Origin of the sequence: Rahnella woolbedingensis, assembly GCF_003602095.1 — a bacterium.
Lineage (GTDB): Bacteria > Pseudomonadota > Gammaproteobacteria > Enterobacterales > Enterobacteriaceae > Rahnella > Rahnella woolbedingensis.
On sequence record NZ_RAHH01000040.1, the window covers coordinates 1 to 26036 of the forward strand.

A 26036-nucleotide genomic window follows, 5' to 3' on the forward strand; every position below is an offset into this window, starting at 1 on the left:
CCAGCGGGCACTCGGGCAACTTTGTGGTGACGATTGATGTGCCGGACACCACGCCACCGGATGCACCGGTCATCACTAACGCATACGATAATGTGGGTGATTCTCAGGGGGATCAGCTGTTCAATAATGGCACCACGGATGACACCACGCCGCAGTTGCGCGGCCATGCCGAAGCCAACAGCGTGGTGAAAATTTACGAAGGCAACACTCTGCTGGGCTCCACCACCGCCCACAGTGACGGTTCATGGAGCTTTACGCCATCCGCACGCAGTGAAGGCAGACACACCTTCTTCGCCACTGCGACAGATGCCGCAGGCAAAACCAGTGCGCATTCTGGCAACTTTGTGCTGAACATTGATGTGCCGCATATCGCGCCTGCGATTATTGAACACGTTGTGGATGACCACGGCAGTCAGACGGGCGATATCAAAAATGGCGGCACCACGGATGACACACAACCGCACCTGTCCGGCTCAGCAGAGGCAGGCAGCACGGTAAGTATCCACCAGTACGACCCGTACACGAGGGAAGAGTATGTTCTGGGGTCGGTGGTGGCGAAAGCAAACGGTGACTGGGATTATCAGCTGACCGGCGGGCAGGTGCTGCAGTTTGGTGGTGTGAGCCGCTTCTGGGTCACGACGCTGGACAGCGCGGGCAACAAGGCCACCAGTGCTGACTTTAAGGTGACGCTGGTCGGGGAAAACCAGGATGACACCACCGCACCGGATGCACCGGTTATTGTTGATTACTATGATGATGTTGGTGATTCTAAAGGGCACGAAAGCAATGGCAGCACGACTGACGACACCACGCCAACCCTGAACGGCCAGGCTGAAGCCAACAGCATTGTTAAAGTGTACGAGGGCAGCACTCTGCTGGGTTCGACCACCGCCCACGGTGACGGTACCTGGAGCTTTACGCCATCCGCACGCAGTGAAGGTAAGCACACCTTCTTCGCCACTGCGACAGATGCCGCAGGCAATACCAGTACGCATTCCGGTAATTTTGTGGTGAATGTGGTTCTGCCGGACCTGGATTTCAAAGAAACGTTTGAATCACATAATGGCATCGTCTTCTGCAATTCGGCGGTTTATCATCTGGATTATTTCAATGTGTCCGTCATAAACCGGGGAAGTAGCTATTACTCACCGGGGATTAATAATCATCGCGATCACGTTTCACGACCAGTGAGCAGCACAGCGATGACTCTGGGAGCCGGAACTAAAATTGAACTTGAGATGAAACATCCGGTAACGGATATCTCATTCAAAATTGGGGACTTGACGACGAATGAGGTACTGACCGTTAAATACTTCAATTCACACGGTTCGCTCATTGAGACTCAGAATCATACAAAATATGAAGGGTTACTCACCACAGCGAGTTACCATACTTCTGAGGGCAACGAAATTGCGAGCATCCAGATGAGCTTAACGGACTCGTGGTACCCGGTTAATTTCGCTTATGTGTGGATTGACGACGTTACCGGGCATGCTACGCATGCATCTACGCAGTCTCTGCTCATGCCAACAACTCATCTCATGGCGCTGCCTGCTGAGGCCAATGATGTTGCAGTACACGACGTAACGCTTTCCACATTGTCTGAGACTCCGCAGCATGGCCTGGTTAATTTGAATGACGGTAACCTGAACACGCTGCATCTGACGCTGAACGATATTCTTAGCGAGGCGCATCCGAATCTGTTTGTGCAGGATGGCAAACAGCAACTGGCGGTCACCGGCGACCAGGGTGATGTGGTTGAACTGAAAGTCGAAGATCTGGCGCACAACACCTGGCAGGATACCGGCGCAGTGACGGCGGGTGGCATTCAGTACGAGGTGTATCAGCACACCGGCAGTGAAGTTGAACTGCTGGTTCAGCATGGTCTGGAATTACATCAGGTCGCATAATCCCTGACGTGCTTTGACCCTAATCCATCCCTGGCTCCGGCCGGGGATTTTTACTGCACCTCTCAAGCGAATTGCCTTCAGATTTTTCCTCCCCCCAGCGCCTTATTCAATACGATATCCTGGCTGACAATCTGCCCCTGCATTTCAATCTGTTTGATCTGCTCACTTAGCCACTGCCGCTGTGCTTCATGGGCCATTGCTTCGCTGATCAGTCCACGGTGGTAACGGGCTTTCGCATTGTTCATTCCTGCCGCCGCAGAGCTCACTTTTTCATTCTGCAGAAGCTGTTCTTCCTGTAATGACTGGAGGGCGGAGCCGGTCGTCACGACATCTTTCACCGCTGTAAGAACCGCCTGATTATATTGTGAAATCAGTATATCGCGCTGATGTCGGGATTTGTCGAGGTTAGCCTCCAGCTGCCCGCCAGAGAAGATAGGTAAATAAAGCCCCGGAATAATATTGGCTTGCTGGCTTGAATGATTAAAAAGATCGTCCAGATGCAGGGCATCAAAACCAAAGAAGGCCTTGATATCAAACGTGGGGTAAAACGCCGCATTTGCCGCATCTATCTGCTTCATTGAGGATTGTACATACCAGTGGGCAGCCTGCAGATCCGGGCGGCGGGCCAGCAACTGATAGTTGAGTGAAGATGGTAATTGCGTTTGTGCAACTGGCAATGGTGCAGACTTGATGTCTGCCAGTTCACCACCCCCGGTTAATGCCCGCAACGATTCGCGAAACGCCACACGTTGCTGTTTCGCCATCAAGAGTTGTTGCCTGATACTCAGCAGCATGGCCTGGGCCATTTCAGCATCTGCGGATGATTCGAGACCTTGTGCCGCGCGAGCCTGGTGGGAGTTAAGGACGAAAGTTTCCGATTGCTTTAATGCTTCAAGACGCAGGGTGACCTGATCCGTGGTTTGAATACCGTAATAGAGTTGCGCAACGTCTGCCGAAATTTCTAACTCAACAGCTTTCTGTTCGAGTCGGTGAGCATTTTCCACCCCTATTACCGCATCAAGCCGATCGCGATGTTCTCCCCACAGGTCGATATCCAGCGTTGCCCCTAAACCAACAATCCCTTCGGTGTACCAGGGACCTGTCGTTCCAAGCACGGGGCGATCTTTCGCAAAGGGGCCGAGGTACCCATTCGAGGATACATGCGCCGCGTTAATTTCAGCCATTGCATTCACTTTCAGCTGCGTACCTGATTCAATCAGTGTGACATCCGAACGGGACTTAGCAACGCGTGCGTGCGCCAGTGCTATTGATGGTGACTGCTTTAAGGCCCGGTCAATTAGCGCATTGAGCTGCGGATCGTTGTAGTTTTTCCACCAGGTCGAATTTGGCCACTGCTGAGAGGTTAATTTTACCTCTTTAGGCAATACGATTTGCTGCTGCTGTATTGGCTTCACGGTTGAAATATCGTCTTTCATCGGGGCGCAGGCGACGAGCAGTACGCAGTAAAGCGCTGCCATGGGTTTGACTTTATTGACGCGTTTAAGACAATACATAATTAGATTATTCCGGTTACAACCTGGCGGTTACGCAGGCTGAGATTAAGCTGACCGATCTCGTAAAACAGAGGCTGCAGTCGCCTCTGTTTGATGCCCGTCGTTGAAGCAGTAGCGCCCGTCGGCTCTCCTGACGCGGCCAGTACAGCGCATGATTGTAATAATTCTGCTGCCAGTTGACGTTCCGGCACGAAATCGTTGTCACCATGCTCCGCTCTGAGATGTTCAAACTGATAGATGATCTCACTGAGATGGCTCAGCACCTGCTGAGCAGCCAGGATATTGTTTTCTGACTGACGATCGTCTGATGACCAGCCCGGCTCCATCGCCACTCTGGCGGCAATCCCCTGACATCCGGCCAGCGAGCGACGCAAAACGATTTCAGTCCCCGTTCCCTCAGCGTGCGTCTTCACACGCTGGGCCAGGGCATTGATTAAGTCACTGACATTACTCCAGAAGAGTTTGCCTTCCCGCTCAGGCCACAGCCAGAGATGTATACATGTCGCAATCAGTACCCCAAGCAAAATGCCGATGATCCTGTCGCGTATCTCCACCAGTTCGAAGGTCGGACCAAAGCTTTCCAGTAAAGCCAGCGCGAAAGTAAACATCATCTGAATACCGGCATAGCTAATCTTCTCTGAGCCCGCATAGATCCAGGCACCAAGACCTATCACCGGCAGCGACATCGCCAGTAACCCCACCACGCTTTGGATGTGAGGCATGACCAGAATAACCATCAGTAATGCTGCCAGGCTGCCGAACACTGCACCAATCACGCGCAGCAATCCCCGTTGCGCGGTTGAGCCCAGACTTGACTGCGCAACGATAATACAACTGAGCATAATGGTGTGGATGCCCTGCCAGTCGGAAGCGATGTATATGAGGTAACAGATAAAGGTCGAGAGCAGCGTTTTGAACGCAAACGTACACCAGGCCTGGTTCATCACTAACCCGTTACGGCGCGCGGACTCTTTCGATTCAGACGCTGATTCAAGGGGCACATGCTGATAATGCGAAAATGCAGTCACTGACTCCAGCATGCGCATTAGCGTTCCTGACTTTGTCTCCGCAGGTATGTCCGTCTCATTGACGGAAAACATTCTGTCTTCGGCAACAGACGCCGCAAAAGCTTTGCACCTCTCAACCAGGTCTTTTGCCAGACTGAGGTCGGTCTCATCCGGACAGTCAGGCAACTGCTGCACCATCTGATACAGCCCGGACACGGTGCTGATCCGTGCCAGATGCCAGGCTTCATCCTCGCGATAGCGCTTATTACGCATCACCGAAAACGCCAGCATTTGCTGGAGCATCAGCACCTTATCCTGGATTGAAGCGGCCGACAGGGGCTCTGGCAGTGTTTCCCCACGGATAAATTGTTCTGTTCTGCCGATAATTTCCGACAGCTGCGCCTGTAGCGCCCCCTTGAGTTGCACGACAGGCTCCAGCGGAAGAAATAGCTGGTTGATGACGAGCGTCAGGATAATGGCGTAGTTGATGGCCACCCACAGCCACAAAATCAGTCGGACAACACTGTCTGCGTTGTCCGTCATATCAGCGAAAGTTTGGGTATAAAAAATCACCAGCCCGCTAAGAAAAAAGACCACGCCATATTTTGTGGCTCGCATCAGGTAGAGGCAGCCAAAGAACAGCCCTCCTGCCATCATCAGGCGAAGTAAGGAATACTCCCAGGTCAGTTTCAGCGTCAAAATGGAGAGCCCCACAGCCAGCGTGGTACCTAAAATAAACAGCGTACCGGTCAGTCTGGACAGCACGATGTTCTTTTGAGTGACATAAAAAACGGCTATCAGAGACAACGCCAAAAAAGGGATCTGCAGCGTTAATGAGATAATCATGACCAGCGTACAAGCTATCAGGCAACGCAGCATAAGGTTACCGCGACCCGGGAAAGGGCGCAGCAAACTGTCTAACTGGTGTAATCTGCTATGGATAGCAGGAGACCTTTGTAAAACCATAAAGCCTCCGCTTAGCGTGGTTGCACCGTTGCCACCGCAGAGGCACCCACGCGGAACAGGTGAGGATCGGGATTAGTGACCCGTATTTTAACCGGGAAGCGTTGTGAAACATGGACCCAGTTAATATTCCTTTTCACGACCGGTAAGCCCGCAATAACGCTGCCGCCATCATCGGGTAACACGCCATAACTGATGGAATCGACCTGCCCATCAAAGGTTTTCCCCGTATCGCTCATCAGCCAGACACGGGCCGGGGTACCTTCTTGAATATTTTTAAGTTCGGTTTCACGGAAATTAGCAATGACATACCAGTGCGTGGTATCAATCAGGGTAAATACAGGTTTGCCCGCCGGTACAAACTCACCAATACTGGTTTTCAGTGATGCCACCCGGCCGGTAAACGGCGCACGGACCTTGGTATATGCCAAATTCAGCCTGGCGATTTCAATCTGCGCTTCAATCTCAGCCCGTTGCGCGACCAGGGCATCGACACTGCTGACGGCCGCTTCAGCCTGTTTCGCCTGGAGCTGCAGACTTTGCAGATGTGACTGAGCGCTGGAATTAGCCGCACGCGCCTGGTCGACTTCTTCCGCTGAGGCGAAGCCCTGGGAAAGCAGCGGTGCGAGGCGACGTAAGGTTGCCGCGGTCTTTTTCGCATCGGCCTGGGCACTGGCAATGGAGGCTTTTGCGGAGCCGGCACTAAACTTCTGAGCATTAACCGAACGCTGGGTTAGCTCAATCTGCCTGTTCAACCCGGCGAGTTTTGCTTGCGTCTGTTTCAGAACCGCCTGATAAGTCGCGGGATCTATTCGGAAAAGCAGGTCATTTTTCTGCACTAACTGGTTATCACGTACTAATTGCTCAATGATCCGGCCGCTCACTTGCGGTGATACGGTAATAGTATCTGCCCAGACATAGGCATCGTCGGTCCGCGGACGTGCATCTAAGCGCCAGATAACCAACGCAAGTATGATTAATGCCATGACTATAAGTGCTATTAGGGTTGTTTTTTGCTTGTTTTTTAACATGATAATAGCCTGCCAGTTAACTGAAAATAATTAACCAAATAATCATGGAGAGAATTGCCGCAATTAATAACCATCCGGCAGCATTTAATTTATAGCGCTTGTGCAATTTATCGCCCACCAGATTAAATATCAGTCCGGTGATAATGGCACTCCCTGTGATGCAGTAGAGCCAGTCAGGAAAAGCCGCGCCCAAAAATGGCAATGAAGGAGAAAGCGAACACCCCGATAGGGAAAGTATCGCTGGCAGCATCAGCAGTGTGTGCAATCTTGTTCTCATAGAGACAGATGACCAATGAAAGTAAAAATCGGAAGATATGCGGCTGTAACGCGGCATCTGGTGTAATTCCCGGGAGACGAAGTGTATCACTGCCATTATTAATAACACGTGTTACTATTAGTTGGGGTGGTAATTTATCGTTTTTTTTGTTTAAAAATAAATTTAATTAATCTCCCGGTATAAGAATGATAGCTGATGAAAAAGCTACGGTTCATTTATAAGATTGTGAACACTAGGATTATTTATCATCGCCAATTAATCCGATGACATTATTGCTACGCCTTTAATATTCCAGCGACTTTAAAACACAATATGCAATGATAATATATTAAATATGAAGTTATACTTCATAAGTATGATTTTATTTATCCTTCTTATTTTAATTGTTTTTTTCCATAATATCGATCATCGCCCCTTCATGCGCCTGAAGATTACGTATATAACGCATTAAAGTTTCGGGCTTTTTCCAGGTTCCTTCCTGCATTATCTGAGCGACAGCATAGCCTCGTCCCGCCATATCCTGAGCAGCACCTACGCGGGCACTGTGACCAGTCCATCGTGTATAGCGCCCTTTATTTGGGCTGATAGTTTCAGAAACTCCAACCGTATTCCAGGCCTGAGAAAAAATGGATTCTATCGCCGGCGTGCTCAACGGGCGGTTGATTGAGAGAGTTGCACTCCCCGAGCGATGCACCGGACAAAAGAGGAAAGCATCGGGTTCGGCGCTGATATCTGCCACTGATAGCCATTCAGACAATCGACGTGAGGACTGTGAACTAAGAGATTTGATCAGGCCGCCTGTCTGAACAATAGTTTTGGTATAACTGACATTGAGGATTATCCGACCATCGGGGGCGCGGGAGATATCACGAACACGGAGGCGGGCTAATTCACTGATACGCAGCAGCGTACTGTAAGCAACATGAAGAAATGCAAGGTCCCGTTTTTGGCGAAGCAATATCGAGTCAGACCATAAAGCATCCAGCTCAAGAAGATTTTCCAGACGGAAAGGCACTGCCTGACCCGTTCGTTCACCCGTAACAACCGCAACACGATTTATCCGTTTTACAGCGCGGAACACTAGCGGTGATGTGTTAGGGGGAGTGAGACCAGCGTTACGGTGTAACATGGAAATTAAAGAACCATGCGTCGCAATCGTCGAGGAAGCCCGGCCATTCTCTTGCAGCCAGTTCAAATAATCACGCAGGTCAGCCGGAAGCATAGGCAAAAACTGACGGCGATTTTCTGTCGACCATCGGTGGCAGATCCGCATAACGCTCATCAGCTGTCGCCAGGTATTGGGTGAAAATGCATCCTTGCCCTGAACAAACTCCTTAAGCCTGGCCAGAACCTCTTCTTCCGCCTGAATAACAGGCAGCATCTGGTGAGTAGGTGATAATTTGCCCATAAATAGCTTTAAAAGCGAACTCCTGAATTCTGGCAACGCTACGTCGATTCTGATGAAGATGCAGGGGATTAACCGTGCAGATTTTACGTAGCGATACCTACAAAAATTCAATGTGAAAAATCATTTGCCTTTGACACTACTGTATAGATTACCAGCTCCATCTTTTGAAGGCTAACATTATATAAGTCCCATTATATAATGTTAGAAATTTAAAGGACGATGAAAGTCCAGGGAGAAGGGCGGTGGGTTAGCGAGAGCGTTTTTGGTAATGATTATCGTCTTCACCGTAAAGATGGGACAGAACGAACAAGTCTTAGCGTAATTCGACATGAACCGCCAAATAACAATTTCAGAGACTGCCATTCCATATAAATAATTCTTCCGGCCAGAGAAATTGTTGATTTCCTGTGCGGTTGTATAATTCAAAAAATGCTTAACTTTCAATTGGGAAATTATATTCAGCGTCACAAGCTTTATACAGTGCGCTAATTTTCACGTCCTTGTAATTACATGGATGGAATAGGATAAAAAGATGCCCAGACGGAATGCTTATGATTTGTATTCTCAACATATTCAGTGCGGCAGAACCGTACTTTGTTCAAAATTGAGCAGGTTTATTTTTAAATAAATAGAAGTATTCCGCGACTTCTTCTTAGAGCATGATCGATTTACCGGACATGGAGTTCTGCAAATGGGGTACTGGAATCCGAAAGTAAATCAGGTAAATATGGCTCAATAACAATAATATATGATACATTTTCTCGTTTTGACAACGGTGTTACTCGTCCGATTCGGCATCAGGGTAATCCGACGAATCCTCATTTCCCTTCAACGAGAAAGTCCAGAGTACAAGCTTGTTTGCAGAGGTGATTTCATTTTTTAAAATACTTAAAATTGAATAAATGAATTAATCTGCAGCCGTCGTGTATTCAATTAAGTTAAATCGATTATTTAGAATATTTAAATATTTTGCATTTACAGTTAATTACTCTCACTTCCGAGCTAAATAATAAATTTCATTTTTTAAATAACTGTCAATTACTGGTCGTTTTGTGGATTATTGTAGGTCATTAAGCGTGCCAGTCTTACGTTTATTTATTTTCTAGGCAAAAATGCCAGGGATAGACATGAATTTCTCAGATGATAAAAACTCACCCTCATTACGAAAAAAACTAATTACCTGGGTCTGTATTTATCTACAGCTTATTCCCCCTATTTCTGGCCTTGCCGTCGCTTTTCCGGCCATCGCCTCGCAGGAGCACATGTTGCCCTCTGCGCCGACAGCGACTGAAGGTAAAAATCCTTTCGACCAACATCTCGCCTCCGGTGCGATTGCTATCGGGACCACATTTTCGGGCGAGGATCGTAGTTCATCCGAAGCGTTATCAGATTACGCGCGCAGTCAGGCGGGAAGTGCTGTTAACAGCACGGTTGAAGGTTGGCTTAGCCAATTTGGTACGGTGCGATCGCAAATTAATTTGGGGAATGACTTTTCTCTGAGTGAAAGCAGTCTCGATATGCTGGTCCCGCTGTACGACTCTCCGCGAAATATGTTGTTCAGCCAGCTGGGTGCGCGCCGTAAAGATAGCCGGACAACGATCAACGTCGGCGCCGGGGTGCGCTTCTTCCCTGATGAGACATGGATGATCGGCACTAATGCATTCTTTGATAATGATATTACCGGTCATAACTCTCGTTTTGGATTGGGGGGGGAGCTATGGATGGATTATCTGAAGATGTCCGCTAATGGCTATCAGCGCCTGTCTGGCTGGCATGATTCGCGTGATCTTGAAGATTACGACGAGCGCCCGGCAAACGGTTTCGATCTCCAGGTTAATGCCTTCTTGCCTGCATATCCGCAGCTTGGCGGTAAGTTAATGTATGAGCAATATTATGGCGATGCGGTAGCCCTGTTTGGTAGCGACGATCTTCAGGAAGATCCGTATGCCGTCACAGTCGGCGTGAATTATACCCCTATCCCGATGTTGTCCCTCAGTGCCGAGCAGAAAATGGGGAAATCAGGTAAAAATGATTTCAACCTAAGTATGGCTCTGACTTATCAAATCGATCAATCCTGGGAACAAAATGCCTCTCCTGCGGCCGTGGATGCCATGCGCAAGCTCGCCCGCAGCCGCTATGACCTGGTTGAACGTAACAACAATATCGTTCTCGAATACCGCAAGCAGCAGGTGATTAAGATGCATCTGGCTCCCGAGAAGTTGCAGGGAGAAAGCCAAAGTACTCAGACCCTGACTGCTCAGGTTGACAGCAAGTATGGTCTGAAAAATATTGCCTGGAGTGGCAGTAGTTATCTGCAGGCCGGTGGCACCATTAAAACACTGGATCCCCGACACTTTGCACTGACGCTTCCGGCCTGGAAAGTCGCTCAGGAAGCGCAGGCTGCATCGACGAAGAAAAGTGGAATACTGTCCAGCGATGCTTCCCGGATTCTGAACACCTATGTGCTTACCGCCGTCGCGGAAGGCAGCAAAGGTAATAAATCAAAGCCGTCTCATCTGACCGTCGAAGTGTTGCCACCGCAGGCGCATTTGGGCAGTGATGTGACCGTTAACGGTGACAATGCGACGCCGGACGGCGTGTCCCCGGTGAACGTGGTATTCCACGTGGTTGATGATCGTAAAAAACCGCTGTCAGGTGAACCGGTCTCACTGACAGTCACGCTGGCAGATAACAGCAAAACGACAAAACAGGTCGTCTCAGATGCGAGTGGTAATACGCCGCTTGATGTCGTCAGTACGGTTTCCGGCGAGGCCGGAGTCGTTGCTACGCTCCGCGGGGGCGAAAGCCGTGCAGTAAAAATCCATTTTGCAAATTCAGAGGCAGATGCTGCCCACTCGTCACTGACGGCATCTCCACAAAGCATCGTTGCAAACGATGTGGCCACCACGACGCTGATGCTGACCCTTCACGACAGCCAGGATAATCCGCTTACCGGTTTGTCCGGTGTGAGCCTCAACGTTTCTGGTCTGGACGGCACTCGTCTTAGCGCCGTAAAAGAAACGTCTGCGGGTGTTTACACAGCAACCCTGAGCGGCACTCAGGTGGGTACCGCGACCGTAACGGCACAAACAGCGGGTAAAAATCTGCAAGGCGTGAGCACCACCGTCCTGCTGACTCCTGATGAAAGCAGCGCGCGCATCAATCCGGGGGATTTCACTGTTATCACCAATAACGTGAAAGCTGACGGTGTTTCTGCGGCGATCGTTCAGGCTCTCGTCACGGATGCCAGTGGCAATCCGCTTGGTAATATGCCGGTAGCCTTTACCGCCACCTCCGGAGCTACGATTACGCAAAGTGCTGTGACTAACGCGCAGGGGATCGTGAGAGTTCCGGTCACCCACACAAAACTAGGCGCAGTTACGGTAACGGCAACGGTGAATGGCAGCAGCCAGAACGTCCAGGTTAACTTTATTGCGGATAAATCATCCGCCAGTGGTCAGCTGAGTGTCCCTGCCGATAATGCGATTGCCAATGGCATTGCGACCAACGTTGTTGAACTGGAAGCAAAAGATGCACAAGGCAATGCGGTTGAAGGTATCAATATCACCTTCAGCGCGACTAACGGGGCAGTCGTTGCCACCGCAAGTGGTGTGACCGACGAAGCCGGTAAGTTAAGCACTGCGCTGACCAGCACGGTTGCCGGTGCAAGCACCGTCACGGCGAAAACAGCCAGCGGTGAGGTGTTAAGTACAACGACTACCTTCAGCGCCGATACCAGTACCTCCACGATTACGTCTGGTGACCTGAGCATCGTGACGAACGGCTCGGTAGCCAATGGCATTGCCCGTAATCAGGTGCAGGTCAAAGTGACAGATGCGAAAGGGAATGCAGTGCCGGCGCAGACAGTTACGTTTAGTGCGGATAACGGTGCACTGATTGAAACCAGCGGCACAACGGACAGTAATGGTCTGGTCATTGTCGGGTTAACCAGCAAAAAAGCGGGCGACAGCCTGGTGACGGCGAGCGTTAACGGCCACAGCCAGACGATCAATACGACGTTTGTTGCCGATAACTCCACGGCTAAAGGTGCTCTGGATGTTACCGCAGATGGTGCTATCGCCAACGGCGTTGCGACCAACAGCGTTGAACTGACCATACAGGATGCGAGCGGCAATCCAGTTCCGGGGACAAGCATTACGTTCAGCGCGACCAACGGTGCAAAAGTTACTACCACCCGTGGCGTAACGGATAAAAACGGTAAGTTCAGCACGACCGCCACCAGCACCGTCGCCGGGATCAGTAAAGTCACGGCGACATCGGCCAGCGGCGAGCAGCTGACTGCAAATATCAACTTTATTGCAGATGCCGGTACGGCGACCATTGTTGCCGGGGATTTGTCCGTGGTAACGAACGGCTCCGTGGCTAACGGCAGTGTGCAAAATCAGATCAGAGTAAAAGTGACGGATGCCCAGGGTAATCCTGTTTCCGCCCAGACTGTCAGCTTTACCGCGGATAACGGGGCGAAAATCGATGCCAGCGTCACGACAAACAGCCAGGGCCTGGCCACAGCCGGGCTGACCAGCCTGAAAGCGGGCGACAGCCTGGTGACCGCGACCCTGAATGGTCAAAGCCAGACGGTAACGACGACGTTCATCGCCGATAAAATGACCGCGCAGGGCACCCTGACTGTGACCAAAGACGGTGCTATCGCCAATGGCATCGCTACCAACAGTATCGAACTGGTTGTTCTGGATGCAGGGAATAACCCGGTCACCGGTGAAAGCATTACCTTCAGCGCAACCAATGGCACGACAGTGAACACTGCCACCAGTGTGACAAACAGTGAGGGTAAAGCCAGCACGAACCTCACGAGCCTTGTCGCAGGGAGCAGCGAGATCACCGCGACATCGAACAGCGGCGAGACGCTGGTGCAAACCGTCACGTTTGTTGCTGATACAGGCACCGCCACGATTACGTCTGGCGACCTGACTATCGTGACGAACGACTCTGTCGCAAACGGCAGCGCCCGCAATCAGGTGCAGGTCAAAGTGACAGATGCGAAGGGGAATGCAGTGCCGGCGCAGACGGTTACGTTTAGCGCCGATAATGGTGCAGTCATTGAAACCAGCGGCACGACGGACAGCAGTGGCCTGGTTATTGTCGGGTTAACCAGCAAAAAAGCGGGCGACAGCCTGGTGACGGCAAGCGTTAACAGCCACAGTCAGACCATCAATACGACCTTCAAAGCGGACAAATCTACGCTGGCAGGCGTACTGAGCGTGAAGCAGGATGACTCGGTTGCCAACGGCACCGCAACGAACAGCGTACAGGCGCTGATAAGTGATGCAAATGGTAATCCGATTGAGAATGAGCCCGTCAGCTTCTCTGCCAATAACGGCGCCATAATTACGCCGAGCGTAACGACAGATGCCAACGGCATTGCGGTGGCCACGCTGACCAATACCCGCGCGGGTATCTCGACGGTGACGGGTTCAGCCAGTGGCGCGATAAAAACGGTGGAGACGAACTTCATTGCCGATACGTCCACAGCGCAGATTGCCAGCGGGGCGATGAGCATTCTGGTCAACCACTCCGCAACAGATGGCGTGATGGAAAACCGTGTCCGTGTCGATGTGACCGATGCCTTTGGTAATGCGCTGAGTGATCAAACCGTCAGCTTTACGGCGAGCAATGGCGCAACCCTACCGGCAACGATGAAGTCAGACGAGAGCGGGACACTTATCGTTCCTGTGACCAGTACCATTGCGGGTGACAGCGTCATTACTGCCACTATTAATGGCAGCCATCAGAGCGTTACCCTTAGCTTTGAAGCTGATGGCAACACGGCTCAAATCGCCGGGGGATCACTGGAGATGATCACTAATGACGCTCTGGCAAACGGCATTGCCACCAATAGCGTACGGGCAACGGTTACCGATGCCAGCGGGAATCCAGTTCCTGACCAACTGGTCAGCTTCAGCGGCAACAATAATGTTCTCATCGCTGCAAACGGCACTACTGACAGCGCTGGTAAAGTGACGGTAACCCTGACCAGCAAAACTGCCGGGACAAGCGTAATTGTTGCCACCGTTAACGGCAGTACCCAGCAGGTCAATGCCAACTTTGTAGCAGACAGCCATACCGCACTGATTGTGTCGGGAAGCCTGAAAAAATTGAATGATGGCGCTATTGCCAACGGAACGGCGGCCAACCGGGTGGTAATGCTTGTCAGCGATGAAAATGGCAATGCGCTGGCGGATCAGACCGTGAGCTTCACGGCCAGTAATGGTGCGACGATAGCGTCAACCGCGACGACAGATGCGGACGGAGCATTGAGCCTGCCGGTCACCAGCACCGTTGCGGGTGCAAGTACCATCACCGCCTCGATTAATGGCAGCAGTCAGAATGTCACCGTTAATTTTGTCTATGACCAAAGTACGGTGTCGGTCAGCAAACTCACAATCCTCAATGACAACGTTGTGGCTAATGGCACAGACACAGACCAGGTTCGCGTGTTGATAAAAGACAAAAATGGCAACCTGGCGACGAATATGAGTGTGGGGCTGAGTGCCAGTAACGGCGCGAAAGTGGCGGCGACGGGCACAACGGATGCTAACGGTGAGTACATCGCGTCGCTGACAAGTCTGATAGCCGGAAAAAGCCAGTTCACAGCAGAAGCGAACGGGCAATCTCAGTCAGTCAGCGTGAACTTTGTACCGGATAGCGGGACGGCGCAGATTGCCAGCGGCTCTCTGACGGTCACCCGCAACAACGCAGTTGCGAACGGCAAGGATACCAACAGTGTCCTGCTCAAGGTTACGGATGCCAATGGCAATGCCCTGGCAGACCAGACAGTGGCCTTTACAGCGGATAACGGCGCGACCATTGCGCCCGACGGTGTGAGCGGTTCTGACGGCACGCTGTCCGTACCGGTCACCAGTACCGTAGCAGGGGAAGACAAGGTCACGGCGTCAATCAACGGTAGCAGCCAGAGCGTAACGATGAGCTTCAGCTATGACGCTGAAACAGCCACCGTCAGTACGCTGAGCGTCGTGGATAATAATGCGCTGGCGAACGGCACAGCGACGAACAGTGTTAAAGCGGTTGTTCTCGATGCTCAGGGTAATGCTGTCCCTGATGTCGCAGTGACATTCAGTGCAGATAACGGCGCGACGATTACCGTCACCGGCATCAGTAATGAGAAAGGGGAAGCCGTCGCGACACTAACCAGCCTGGTTGCCGGAAACACCGTGGTTAATGCAGAAGTTAACGGCCACAGCGAGCCCGTGACGGTTATCTTTACCGCTGACAGCAGCACCGCGCAGATAGCAGCAGCCAGTATGACGGTAACGAAAGATAACTCTGTTGCGGACGGCTTGGAGACGAACCGTGTCCAGCTGGCGGTTACCGATGCCAAGGGTAATGCGCTGGCGGGCCAGACTGTGAGCTTCATGGCAGATAATGGCGCTAAAATTGTGGCAACGGCGGTGACCGGCGCTGAGGGGGCGTTAAGTGTGCCTGTCACCAGTACGGTTGCCAGTGAAAGCACCATCACGGCCACAATTAACGGCAGTACCCAGAGCGTTAAGATGAATTTCAAAAACGATCCTTCGACCGCAGCGATAGGCTCATTAGCTGTGGTTGACGACAACGCGATCGCCAATGGCATTGCCACAAACAGCGTGAAGGCGATAGTCAAAGACGGGCAGGGTAACGTTGTACCCGATGCGGTGGTATCCTTCAGCGCGGATAATGGGGCAAGCATCGCCACCAGTGGGACGTCTTCGGAAGACGGTTCGTTGGCGGTGACGCTGACAAACATCACTGCGGGCACGACCACCGTCACCATGACAGTGAATGGAACCAGCCAGTCAATCGCGACAACATTTATTGCCGATGGCACAACAGCCAATATCGCTGCCAGCGATATCAAAGTGCTGACTGATAACTCTGCGGCAAACGGCGTGAAAGCTAACCAAATTCAGGTCATTGTGAAGGATGCCAATAATAATCTGGTGCCTGATCAAACCGTCAGCTTCACGGCAGCAGGGGCGACCGTGGCATCAACGGGCACCACCGATAGTGCCGGTCAAATTACTCTTCCTGTCACTTCAACGGTAGCCGGTGTGGCCACCCTAACGGCGACGGTCAATGGTAGCTCCCAGAGCAAGACCATGACCTTTATCACCGACACCGCGACCGCCCACGTAGCAGCGGAAGACTTTATAGTGACCAAAAACAACTCACTGTCCGACGGCGTTGATGCAAATCAGGTTCAGGCCCGCGTTACCGATGCGTATGGCAATATTGTGAGTGATGCGCTTGTCAGTTTCAGCGCAACCAATGGTGCGGTAGTTGGAGATGTCATCCCGACAGATGCTCAGGGAATGGTGACGGTGAATATCACCACACTTCTGCCTGGTATCAGCCAGATTACGGCAACCATCAGCGACAACAGTCAGAGCGTAGATGTGTCATTTGTTGCTGCCAGAACCCCGGTCATCACCGCTGTGAATGATGTCACAGAAGGCATCGTGGGTGAGATTCAAAGCGGGCAACTGACGAACGAAGCCTCGCCAGTGCTTACAGGAACGGCGGACAAAAACAGCACGATCAGGTTATATAACAATGGCAAATTAGTGGGCAGCGCACTCGCGGATGACAGCGGGAACTGGAGCGTAAAACCTGATTCACCACTCACCGTTCAGGGGAATCAATCCCTCACCGTGACGGGGGCGTTAACGCCTGAGAGCCCGGAATCCCTGCCAACAGATGCCTTTATTCTGAACCTGGACTCCGTCAATCCAACACCGAAAGTGACCCGCGTGATGGATAGCTCAATGGTCGTCGCCGAGGGCGATACCACCACCGGGGAAAACGTGGTTATCGAGGGAACGGCAGAGGCGGGGTCGACGGTGGATGTATACGCATTACGTATGGCTGACCGTGTATACGCAGTCCTGGGTACCACAACCGCAGATGAGAGTGGTAAGTGGAGTTTTGCGGTAACGGACGATATTGTTTTCCAGGGGTCGGGGGAATTCAGTTTCCAGGCGAAATCAACCGATGCCGCAGGAAATAGTACAAAAGTCAGTGACTGCGTTGCCTATTCGATTATTTTACAGCAATGGCCAGCACCTGCCGGAACACCAACATATACTCCTCAGTCCAGTGGGGAAGTCATAACGGCTGACGATGTGAGTAATCTGCTGGGCACTAACAACAATATTTTGATTATTTCCCAACCGCCTGCTTACGCTAAGAGCATTGAGCTGCCCGCTCCCTCATCGGCGAACAAAGGTGCACACGTCTATATATCCATTGAAGGTAGCCAGTCTACCGGATTAAAACAGAACGGAAGTACGTTTACTTTTCTGGCTGACGGTTCTGAAACGAGCTGGTATTCAAATGGCAGTGAATGGAAACAGGTCTATTAATTGAGTTGTTAAGTTAATATGTTTTAGCATGATGCATTCTTGTCGGGTCAGAAAGAATGCATCATGCTCATGTTTTTTATAAATCAGAATATTGTTTTCTCAAGGTTACCGTTGGGTTTTATGTCTAAATACGGCGAGCATGCGTATCTTAGGCATCAGGACTCCTTACGTTCAGGTCATTATTTTGAACGTAATATTTGACGTTAGTCACGGGAACTTATAATGATAAGAACAAGCCATATCATGGAGTCACATTCACCCCTCCAGCCAGCAGGCCGGTGCTTCTCTGTCGAGGTAAACCTCTCTGATTCAGACTATCAGCTCAGATGGGGTGATACAGTCACCCGACATTGCCCGCATGAAAGTAATGCACTTATGGAGACTTTCTTTAAGGAAAATATTGAGGGGAGGGGCTGTGAAGATGTTCTTTTTTCATGGGTGAATTGCGACTGCGTGGCTGCAAATATCCTCTTTTTCAGACGAATGCTGGCTATCCAAAAGAAGTACCAATCCGCGTGCAACATAATAAAAAATGATATTTATATAAAGCATTTAATTATTGATAATGAATGGGCTGATCTCGTGAATGCGCATGATGTTCTTGTCTGGATCTCGATAGAGGGTCCGAAAAAAATCTATGGCAAAGCGTACGGGAAAAGCTATCAGCGCACGATGCTGGCGATTGATGCACTTCGGCGCTATCAGCTGCTGTTTAACGCCAGAGTGAGGATTAACAGTATCAACGCGGGTTATGCCCAAGAGATGTACTCATTTTTAACACGCTATGTCGGCGTTCATTTCATACAATTTATTCCCTTTCTCGGGCCTGGTGAAATGGATATTGGTGTCAGGGTGTCATCAGTGACACCCACAGAGTGGGGTATTTTTATACTCGATGTTTTTGAAGAATGGCTCGGTAATGAGGCAGGTTTTGTACAGGTTAATCTTTCAGATGCCGCCCGGGCGCAATTTTCAAATCCATGTTTGGATCATTTCTTTGCCGACCCGGTTTGGGAAAACAGGCATGAAAGAGCTGAAGGGTATGACAGACTGCGCCAGAGGGATGAGTTTTTATATAGCATGCAAAGCCGGAATTGGAAAAGCTGCGTGTCTTTATGAACTGCCAGTAGCGGGCTTTTCTTAAGTTATCTCTGTTAGAAATGAGCTCATACTGCCTGACCCGTAACTTTGACTATTGTTGTTGGCTTTTCGTAATTTTCTCTTCCGGCTCTCTGACATATATAAACATTCTAAAATATAAAATGTTTCATTTGATTTTCATCTCGCTAAGAGAGTGCTTCTTTACATTACACCAGAGTGACTCGTTGCATAGAATTAACATATAGAAGCGCAACCTTAATAATAGCGGTCTGGTACTCTTCAAATTTTAAGTTTTAATTAACTTATTGCGACCAGAAGTCCTTCGTTACGGTAATTCTCAAAGCAGTGTGAATTATCGAACATCAAAAGAAAGGCCTGGTCGCTTTCATTTTCCTCTCCAGAATTGAGGATAAAAAAGGTGACTCAGTCACCTTTTATCAACATAAATCGCCTTTACGTTAATTTGTCCACCACATCCCGGCTGCGTTGGATCATTTTCATCCCTTCACTTTCATTCAGCTGAAGCAAACCCATAAACAGCAAATCAGTGACGCACAGTTGTGCCGTACGTGATGAGATAGTTGAACTCCGCCATTGCTGTTCTTCCGACACGGTATCGAGGGTGTAATCTGCCAGTTTGCGCAAATCGCTGTCTTGCAACGACGTGATTGCAACCACAGTAGCCCCTTTCTTTTTGGCTATATCAGCAGCCAGCAGAACCTCTTTACGCTGGCCGGAAAAGGAGATGGCAATCAGTACGTCCTGTTCTGTCAGCGTTTGGGCAATGGTCAGCTGCACGTGGCTATCGTATTCCGTGATGATATGAAAACCAATTTTCATGAGTTTCCATGCCAAATCTTTGCCGACCAGCGATGATCCTCCGATTGCAGCAATATGAATACGTTTGGCGGCCTGGAGACAGTTAATAACCTTCTCAATTTCACGAATATCTAGGTTATTCGTCGTTTTCCTGAGAGCATTCAACTTCTCATTCAGAAGCTTATTGGCCACATCGGAAAGCGGATCCTGGCTGCTGATATCGTTGTGCAGATGAGAAGATTGCTGTTTTCTTTCCGATACCTGCTGTCCCCATTCTTCCACCAGAGCCATTTTGAATTTGGTAAAACCCTGGAGGCCGAGCTTCTGCGCGAACTTCACTATAGCTGACTGGCTGATACCCAGTTTCTGAGCAAGTTGCTGCGAAGACAACTCTTTCAATGCATCGGGACTGCTGATGATAAAATCAGCAATCCTGCGCTCGTTTGGGGTATAGCGCGACAAGTTCTCAATCAATTTTTGACGGTAAAGCACCGGGGTTTCTCCACAAAAGTCTGGCTTGATCATCGCTTTCTACTGACCTAAAGGCAACCCACCTTTCCATTCAGATCCCTTTTGTCGATTCTTCTCCCTTCATTGTATGAGCTTGGTCACATTTACCAGTAAAGAATAAATTATTCCTTTTATTGTCACCATAAATAATCAATTATTCCTTCGCGACACCAGACAGACAAACAAATACTAATAATTAATTCGCTAATGGAATGATGATAATGAAAACAAAAATTTGCGCCCTTTCTCTTCTCGTTATGATGACAACTTTTGCTACACAAGCCGCTGAAATCTATAAGGCTAAAGATGGTTCTACCGTTGATTTGTACGGACGACTGGGCTTTAACATCTCCGATAAAAAAACCGGTGACACGCAGGGCGATTTCGATGGCCGTCTGGGCGTAAGCGGTCGCCAGTACGTCAATGACACCGTTTCTGTGATTGGTTTAGCGCAATATCAGGTCAACTCGGCCGAATATGCCAATAACGTAGAAGGTGAAAATGATAGCCTGACCGCTCGTTATGTCTGGGCGGGTCTGGATCTGTCTGAGTACGGGAAGATAACGGGTGGCCGTGTTTCTTCCGGACTGATTATGTTCACCGATATTGGGGATGTATTTGCCAGCTCCGACGTTTCTACGGGCCGTCAGGCGCGACATATCGACCCGACGGCAGTCCAGGTCTTCCGTCAGGACGGTACCGTTCAGTATCAGAACACTTTCGGTAATTTCGATTTTTCAACGGCCTATATTATCGGCAACGACACCTCTGATCTGGATTATGGTTATAACTCAGCACTGCGCTATACGCTGGACATGGGGGCTGCCGGTAAACTGGCGCCTGTTGTTGCCTTCCAGAAAACGCGCGCCAAGCAAAGTGAAAACAGCCGTACAGATGGGGCGGATACATTTACCTATGGCGGCGTCGGTACCCGTTACTACCTCAACGACCTGATGCTTGGCCTGCTTTATTCTCAGGATACGGTGACTTACACCAACGGCCTTGCGGACAGTAAAGATAAAGACCTCGAGTTCACTGCCGTTTACAACATCAACAGCGACTGGGCTGTACGCGCTGGCTATCGCCACCTTGATAATGAAGGCGGAGATGAACTGCAGTTACGCGACACCACTTTCGAGGCCCAATACAAGCTGACATCTCACAGTTCTCTGTACGCGGCTTATATCTTGCGTAACGGGCAGAACGGTACCAACCGTATGACAGGCCGAAGCGTTTCATTTGGCGGAAGTTCAGCGTCTGAAAGCTTCTACCACACCGGCCTGCGTTACGAATTCTAAAAATGAGTAAGCCAGGGCAGAACCTCTCCCCTGGCACAAAAAGGAGCGTCAGATGTACAAAACGTTATTAACTCTTCTGCTACTTACGGTGTCCGGCTTCAGCGTGGCCGCCACGCTTAATGTGGGTGACAACGTCAACGTTCTGGCAGCCCGCAATGCAAAGTTCAAGCCTCTGGATAAATCGGTCACTCTGGGCTCAGGAGAGCAGGCAATTATTGTGCGTTTTGATGCTCCAACAGACCCGGGCTCGGCAAACGAAAGTCAGGGGCGCGTCACTTCAGATGCATGGCTGTTGACGTTTACCCCTCCGGCCTCCGGGGAGTTAACGCTCTCCACGCAGACACCACGCACCGAAAACGACACGCGAAAAGTGGCGAAAAACCCGCACTTTTTACTGAGCAGCAGCACGGGCTCAGTTATTGCGATGAGCAGTAAGCCGGTCGCTGTTTCGCAGGAATCTTTGATGACGGATTACAGTGAGTATCTGCCGCCATCCACCCTGACGTCTTCTGGTATGACTGACCCCAATGCGGCTACGCAGAATGCACAGCCGGGATCTTTACCTCAGACACAAAGCGAATTTTTGAAATTAAGCGCAACACAACGCAAAGCCTTTTTGCGCTGGGCGCTGGAACTTTAACGTTGCCAACTGGCAAGTATGAAAAGCGAGACAATGATGGAAATCGATTTATCAATCCTGACCACTGAAGGTCGTAACGCTCAAAGCGAAAACATAGACATTCTTTCTACCGAACAGATGCTCAGAGTTATTAATACCGAAGATCAGAAAGTGGCTTTAGCGGTTGAGAAGGTGATACCTGCTATCACTCAGGCCGTGGATGCCATTGTTGCTGCTTTTCAGAAAGGTGGACGTTTGATCTACTGTGGTGCTGGCACATCAGGCCGATTAGGGATCCTGGATGCGAGTGAGTGCCCGCCAACTTATGGCACCCCGCGCGAGCAGGTTGTCGCACTGATTGCCGGTGGCAATGAGGCTATTCTGCAAGCGGTCGAAAATGCCGAAGATAGTCTGACGCTCGGCGTTGAAGATCTGAAGAATATCCAGTTTTGTGCGGATGATGTGCTCGTCGGTATTGCCGCCAGTGGTCGCACGCCTTACGTCGTCGCCGCGCTCAACTACGCCAAAAGTTTACACGCCACCACAGTGGCATTGACCTGTAACCAGGGCAGTCAAATCACGCAAATTGCAGATATCGCAATCATGCCCGTGGTGGGCGCGGAAGTGGTGACAGGATCGTCGCGTATGAAAGCAGGCACTGCGCAAAAACTGGTACTTAACATGCTGACGACGGGTGCGATGATTCGCAGCGGTAAAGTGTTTGGCAACCTGATGGTGGATGTTGAGGCAACTAACCAGAAACTTGTCCAGCGGCAGATTAACATTGTCATGCAGGCAACGGATTGCGATCCGGCTATCGCGGCTCAGGCCCTGGAAGCCTGTCAGGGGAACTGCAAAACCGCCATCGTGATGGTTCTGGCAAACCTGAATGAGCAGCAGGCCAGCGAGCTTTTAAATGAGGCCGGAGGATTTATTCGCCGCGCACTCGCTAAAAAGGATATTTAGTCATGGCGAAAATTACCGAACAATTGATTGCCACTATTCTGCAACTGGTCGGCGATAAAAGTAACATCAGGAACTGCGGTCACTGCATGACTCGCCTGCGCCTGTCACTCGAAAATGAGCAGCTCGTCGAAGAGAGCAAACTCAAGGTGCTGCCCGGCGTATTGGGCGTTATCACTACGGAAGACCAGCTACAAATCATTCTCGGGCCGGGAAAAGCACAAACGGCTGCCGAGATGATGAACGCGATGCTGGCTAACGGTGAAAGTGCTTCACCCGCTGCCGGACAAGCCAGCATCAGCGACGTCGCATCCGAGACGAAACAGAAGCTGAAGGCAAAGCAAACCAGCCCGGTTCATCAGTTCCTCGCTAAGTTTGCCACGATATTTACGCCGCTGATCCCGGGGTTCATCGCTGCGGGGATGTTACTGGGGTTCGCGACGTTAATTGAACAGAGTCTGCTTAGCGGTGTTGCTGAAAAGAATGCCACGCTGGTGCAAATCGTCGGTTACATGAAAATTTTCGGCAAAGGGTTGTTTACCTTCCTGCCGGTTCTGATCGGGTATAACGCTCAGAAAGCGTTCGGTGGTTCTGGCGTAAACGGCGCGATTATCGCCTCGCTGTTCCTGTTGGGTTACAACCCGGCAGCAACAACCGGTTATTTCTCCGGTATCGACCATTTCTTTGGCATGGCCATCGACCCGCGAGGAAACATCATCGGTGTGCTGATTGCTTCAATTCTGGGTGCATGGATTGAACGGCAGATCCGCAAAATCATTCCTGACAATCTGGATATGATACTCACCTCGCTGCTGACTCTTCTCATTACCGGCGCGCTGACATTTACCGTCATTATGCCTTTTGGCGGTGAGATGTTTAACGGTATGTCCTGGTTGTTCCTGCATCTGAATGGTAATCCGTTTGGCTGTGCTGTTCTTGCGGGGCTGTTCCTGATAGCGGTGGTGTTCGGCGTGCATCAGGGCTTTATCCCGGTCTACTTTGCACTGATGGATGTTCAGGGCTTTAACTCTCTCTTTCCGATTCTGGCAATGGCGGGAGGAGGACAAGTGGGTGCGGCGCTGGCACTTTATTTCCGTTCGCCAAAAAACTCAGTGCTCCGCAATCAGGTTAAAGGCGCCATTATTCCAGGCCTGCTGGGCGTGGGTGAGCCGTTAATTTATGCCGTAACCTTACCGCGCGTGAAACCCTTCGTCACTGCCTGCCTCGGCGGTGCCTGTGGTGGTTTCTTTATTGGACTGGTTGCCTGGCTTGGTCTGCCAATCGGTCTGAACACTGTTTTCGGGCCATCAGGACTTGTCTCTTTACCCCTCATGACGTCGAACCAGGGTATTTATGCGGGTATGGCCGTGTATGCCGCGGGTGTCCTGATTTCCTATCTGTGTGGTTTTATTCTTACGTGGTTCTTTGGCCATAAAGATGTTGATCTGACTTAAGGTCAGGGCAGGTGGCCCCCCTAACACTTACCACCTGCCCAATTTTCTCCTTTTCACGCCTTCTGTTGGTAATGAAACCTTCTCCTTTAATTTCATCCCTTGTCCTCTGCCGGGACTTCTTTGCATGTAAAAATGCCGCCCACATCAGTGGTTGGCATTTAGCTTTTGGCAGATACTCTCAGTCAGGGGTTATCTTCTGCGAACCTTATTTTGCATGCGATGTTTAATCATCAATCATATTAAAAACACATCTCATCAAAGTCACACAACTCATTGCTTTAGTGGAGATTTTTAATAAATTAGGAAAAGGCGTTTTTAAATTTAAATCCCGTTTGAAATGATATTATTGATTTTATAGTGGAGTTTTTTTTATTATGCCAATGGCACTCACTGGAGTCACTGAAGAGTGTGATCTGCTTAGCGACGGGGCTTGCAGATAACTTCATGACAGCCAAGCGTAAATTTTTTAAAACATGATTTTAGTAAAAAGAAATTAATAGAATCAGAAGTAAAGGTTAATATCCTATTGGCAGCGTAAGAAGGGTAGAGAGTTCCAGGGGCTCATCGTACCAACATGCTCTGTGAAAAATAACAGGATGTATTCACTTTCAAAAGGACGAAATAAATGAATTCAAAGGATTTTGATCTCAATTCACTGTTGATACTCAATGCGGTCATTGAATGCCAGAGTGTCACTGCGGCCGCCAAAAAAATGGCTATATCTCCTTCTTCAGTCACTTACGCTATAAATAAAATCAGAAAAGTAACCTTAAATCCCATCTTTACTCGCTCTAAAAATGGTATTACACCTACCACTTTAGCGCTGGAACTTAATCAACGGTATATTAAAGCCATATCATTAATTACTGATGGACTTGATTTATCAGTGAGTTCTGAAAACCCAGACGTCTGTCGCAACATCACCGTGAGCACTTATAATTTCTTTGAGTTATGGTTCTCTCAATTTGTATACCAGGAGAATAAGTTGCTTGATGGTATGTGTCTGAATTTTGTTAACCATCCGGTATCAAATGAAAAACGGATAGTAAAAATCAGGAATCATGAGGTTGATTTGGATATCGGCGGGCTTCTGCCTAATGATCCTTCCATCATTTCGCATAAATTATACTCTTCAAAATTTAAAGCATTGGTGAGTATCAATCATCCAACAATCAAGGACACCCTTACACTTGATGACTGGAATATGAGCAAACATGTCAAATGGGCACAAATCTCAGATGAGACATTGGTTCAGGAGGGAGATGCCAATCAGGTTGAAGCATTATTAAGAAGAAGCGTTGAGATTAAATCAGAAAATTCATTAAATTCACTCATGATATGTACGATGTCAGATTACATTACTTTGGTTCCTGAATACCTGGAAACTTTTCTTTTAGAATCGCTGCCGGTAAAAATTTTCGACCTTCCCTTTGAAACCACAATGACATCAACAATTTACGCCCATCATCATCGTTCAGAAAAGCGAAACGAATTTATTAGCTTATGCCTCGAGGCACTTGCCTTTATGGCACCAAAATCTGAAGAGGTTGAGCTCGATATCTCCGAAAGTTAACATTTCCCCGCAAGACAGCAGGCTGGCATGACCTGAATCAGGCAGGCAAACTCAACCGTATTCAGAAGTCATAAATAGGCTAAGCGAAGTCATGAAAACCCGTCCTCGCCAAGCTGTTGCCCCCTTCACTGAGCGACATATCACTTTGTTTATTACTCTGAGCGCATGTCTCCTGAAAGATGGCCTACAGC

General features: G+C 49.8%; 14 protein-coding genes. 8 read left to right on the forward strand and 6 right to left on the reverse strand.

From position 1 onward, the window contains the following. A partial coding sequence (locus D6C13_RS23100) for an Ig-like domain-containing protein (RefSeq protein WP_244212769.1) occupies positions 1-1910 on the forward strand: 1910 nt, incomplete at its 5' end. Between the two features lie 77 nt (positions 1911-1987). Here D6C13_RS23100 and D6C13_RS23105 read toward each other — a convergent pair. From D6C13_RS23105 to D6C13_RS23125, 5 genes are all read right to left on the reverse strand, one after another. Further along, the gene (locus D6C13_RS23105; protein WP_120135008.1) at positions 1988-3424 is read right to left on the reverse strand and encodes an efflux transporter outer membrane subunit; all 1437 of its coding nucleotides are present in this window, start codon (positions 3422-3424) and stop codon (positions 1988-1990) included. A 2-nt stretch (positions 3425-3426) separates the two neighbouring features. Further along, positions 3427-5397, reverse strand: coding sequence for an FUSC family protein (locus D6C13_RS23110; RefSeq protein WP_120135009.1), 1971 nt, complete (start codon positions 5395-5397; stop codon positions 3427-3429). A gap of 11 nt (positions 5398-5408) precedes the next feature. After that, positions 5409-6425 carry a multidrug transporter subunit MdtN gene (mdtN, locus tag D6C13_RS23115; protein ID WP_120135010.1) on the reverse strand — a complete coding sequence of 339 codons (1017 nt, stop codon included), beginning with the start codon at positions 6423-6425 and terminating at the stop codon, positions 5409-5411. 16 nt (positions 6426-6441) lie between these two features. Then, positions 6442-6759 (reverse strand): YtcA family lipoprotein, encoded by a 318-nt coding sequence (locus D6C13_RS23120; protein ID WP_167458070.1) that lies wholly within the window; start codon positions 6757-6759, stop codon positions 6442-6444. Positions 6760-7081: 322 nt separating this feature from the next. Beyond that, positions 7082-8110 (reverse strand): tyrosine-type recombinase/integrase, encoded by a 1029-nt coding sequence (locus D6C13_RS23125; protein ID WP_120135012.1) that lies wholly within the window; start codon positions 8108-8110, stop codon positions 7082-7084. A 1262-nt stretch (positions 8111-9372) separates the two neighbouring features. On the opposite strand from D6C13_RS23125, the gene D6C13_RS23130 reads away from it, so the two are divergent. Both D6C13_RS23130 and D6C13_RS23135 read left to right on the forward strand, forming a co-directional pair. Further along, complete coding sequence (locus D6C13_RS23130) at positions 9373-17508, forward strand: Ig-like domain-containing protein (RefSeq protein ID WP_167458071.1); 8136 nt, start codon at positions 9373-9375, stop codon at positions 17506-17508. A 222-nt stretch (positions 17509-17730) separates the two neighbouring features. Further along, positions 17731-18627, forward strand: coding sequence for a hypothetical protein (locus tag D6C13_RS23135; RefSeq protein ID WP_147408202.1), 897 nt, complete (start codon positions 17731-17733; stop codon positions 18625-18627). A gap of 435 nt (positions 18628-19062) precedes the next feature. Here the strand turns inward: D6C13_RS23135 and D6C13_RS23140 are convergent, their stop codons facing one another. Next, positions 19063-19920 (reverse strand): SIS domain-containing protein, encoded by an 858-nt coding sequence (locus D6C13_RS23140; protein WP_425272749.1) that lies wholly within the window; start codon positions 19918-19920, stop codon positions 19063-19065. A gap of 239 nt (positions 19921-20159) precedes the next feature. On the opposite strand from D6C13_RS23140, the gene D6C13_RS23145 reads away from it, so the two are divergent. From D6C13_RS23145 to D6C13_RS23165, 5 genes are all read left to right on the forward strand, one after another. Next, a complete protein-coding gene (locus tag D6C13_RS23145) occupies positions 20160-21236 on the forward strand; it encodes a porin (protein WP_120135016.1) in 1077 nt (358 codons plus the stop codon). 52 nt (positions 21237-21288) lie between these two features. Beyond that, on the forward strand, positions 21289-21876 hold the full coding sequence (locus D6C13_RS23150; RefSeq protein ID WP_120135017.1) for a DUF2057 family protein: 588 nt from the start codon (positions 21289-21291) through the stop codon (positions 21874-21876). Between the two features lie 36 nt (positions 21877-21912). Continuing rightward, positions 21913-22821 (forward strand): N-acetylmuramic acid 6-phosphate etherase, encoded by a 909-nt coding sequence (murQ, locus tag D6C13_RS23155; RefSeq protein ID WP_120135031.1) that lies wholly within the window; start codon positions 21913-21915, stop codon positions 22819-22821. A gap of 2 nt (positions 22822-22823) precedes the next feature. Further along, positions 22824-24272 (forward strand): PTS N-acetylmuramic acid transporter subunit IIBC, encoded by a 1449-nt coding sequence (gene murP, locus D6C13_RS23160; RefSeq protein WP_120135018.1) that lies wholly within the window; start codon positions 22824-22826, stop codon positions 24270-24272. Positions 24273-24897: 625 nt separating this feature from the next. Further along, on the forward strand, positions 24898-25845 hold the full coding sequence (locus tag D6C13_RS23165) for a LysR family transcriptional regulator (RefSeq protein WP_120135019.1): 948 nt from the start codon (positions 24898-24900) through the stop codon (positions 25843-25845). Positions 25846-26036: the final 191 nt, after the last annotated feature.

Bases quoted from the DNA above. Each gene is read 5' to 3' on its own strand.
- D6C13_RS23105 (WP_120135008.1), bottom strand. From the start codon at position 3,424: ATGTATTGTCTTAAACGCGTCAATAAAGTCAAACCCATGGCAGCGCTT.
- D6C13_RS23145 (WP_120135016.1), top strand. From the start codon at position 20,160: ATGAAAACAAAAATTTGCGCCCTTTCTCTTCTCGTTATGATGACAACT.
- D6C13_RS23135 (WP_147408202.1), top strand. From the start codon at position 17,731: ATGATAAGAACAAGCCATATCATGGAGTCACATTCACCCCTCCAGCCA.
- mdtN (WP_120135010.1), bottom strand. From the start codon at position 6,425: ATGTTAAAAAACAAGCAAAAAACAACCCTAATAGCACTTATAGTCATG.
- D6C13_RS23165 (WP_120135019.1), top strand. From the start codon at position 24,898: ATGAATTCAAAGGATTTTGATCTCAATTCACTGTTGATACTCAATGCG.
- D6C13_RS23150 (WP_120135017.1), top strand. From the start codon at position 21,289: ATGTACAAAACGTTATTAACTCTTCTGCTACTTACGGTGTCCGGCTTC.
- D6C13_RS23110 (WP_120135009.1), bottom strand. From the start codon at position 5,397: ATGGTTTTACAAAGGTCTCCTGCTATCCATAGCAGATTACACCAGTTA.
- murP (WP_120135018.1), top strand. From the start codon at position 22,824: ATGGCGAAAATTACCGAACAATTGATTGCCACTATTCTGCAACTGGTC.
- D6C13_RS23120 (WP_167458070.1), bottom strand. From the start codon at position 6,759: ATGCCGCGTTACAGCCGCATATCTTCCGATTTTTACTTTCATTGGTCA.
- D6C13_RS23125 (WP_120135012.1), bottom strand. From the start codon at position 8,110: ATGGGCAAATTATCACCTACTCACCAGATGCTGCCTGTTATTCAGGCG.
- murQ (WP_120135031.1), top strand. From the start codon at position 21,913: ATGGAAATCGATTTATCAATCCTGACCACTGAAGGTCGTAACGCTCAA.
- D6C13_RS23130 (WP_167458071.1), top strand. From the start codon at position 9,373: ATGTTGCCCTCTGCGCCGACAGCGACTGAAGGTAAAAATCCTTTCGAC.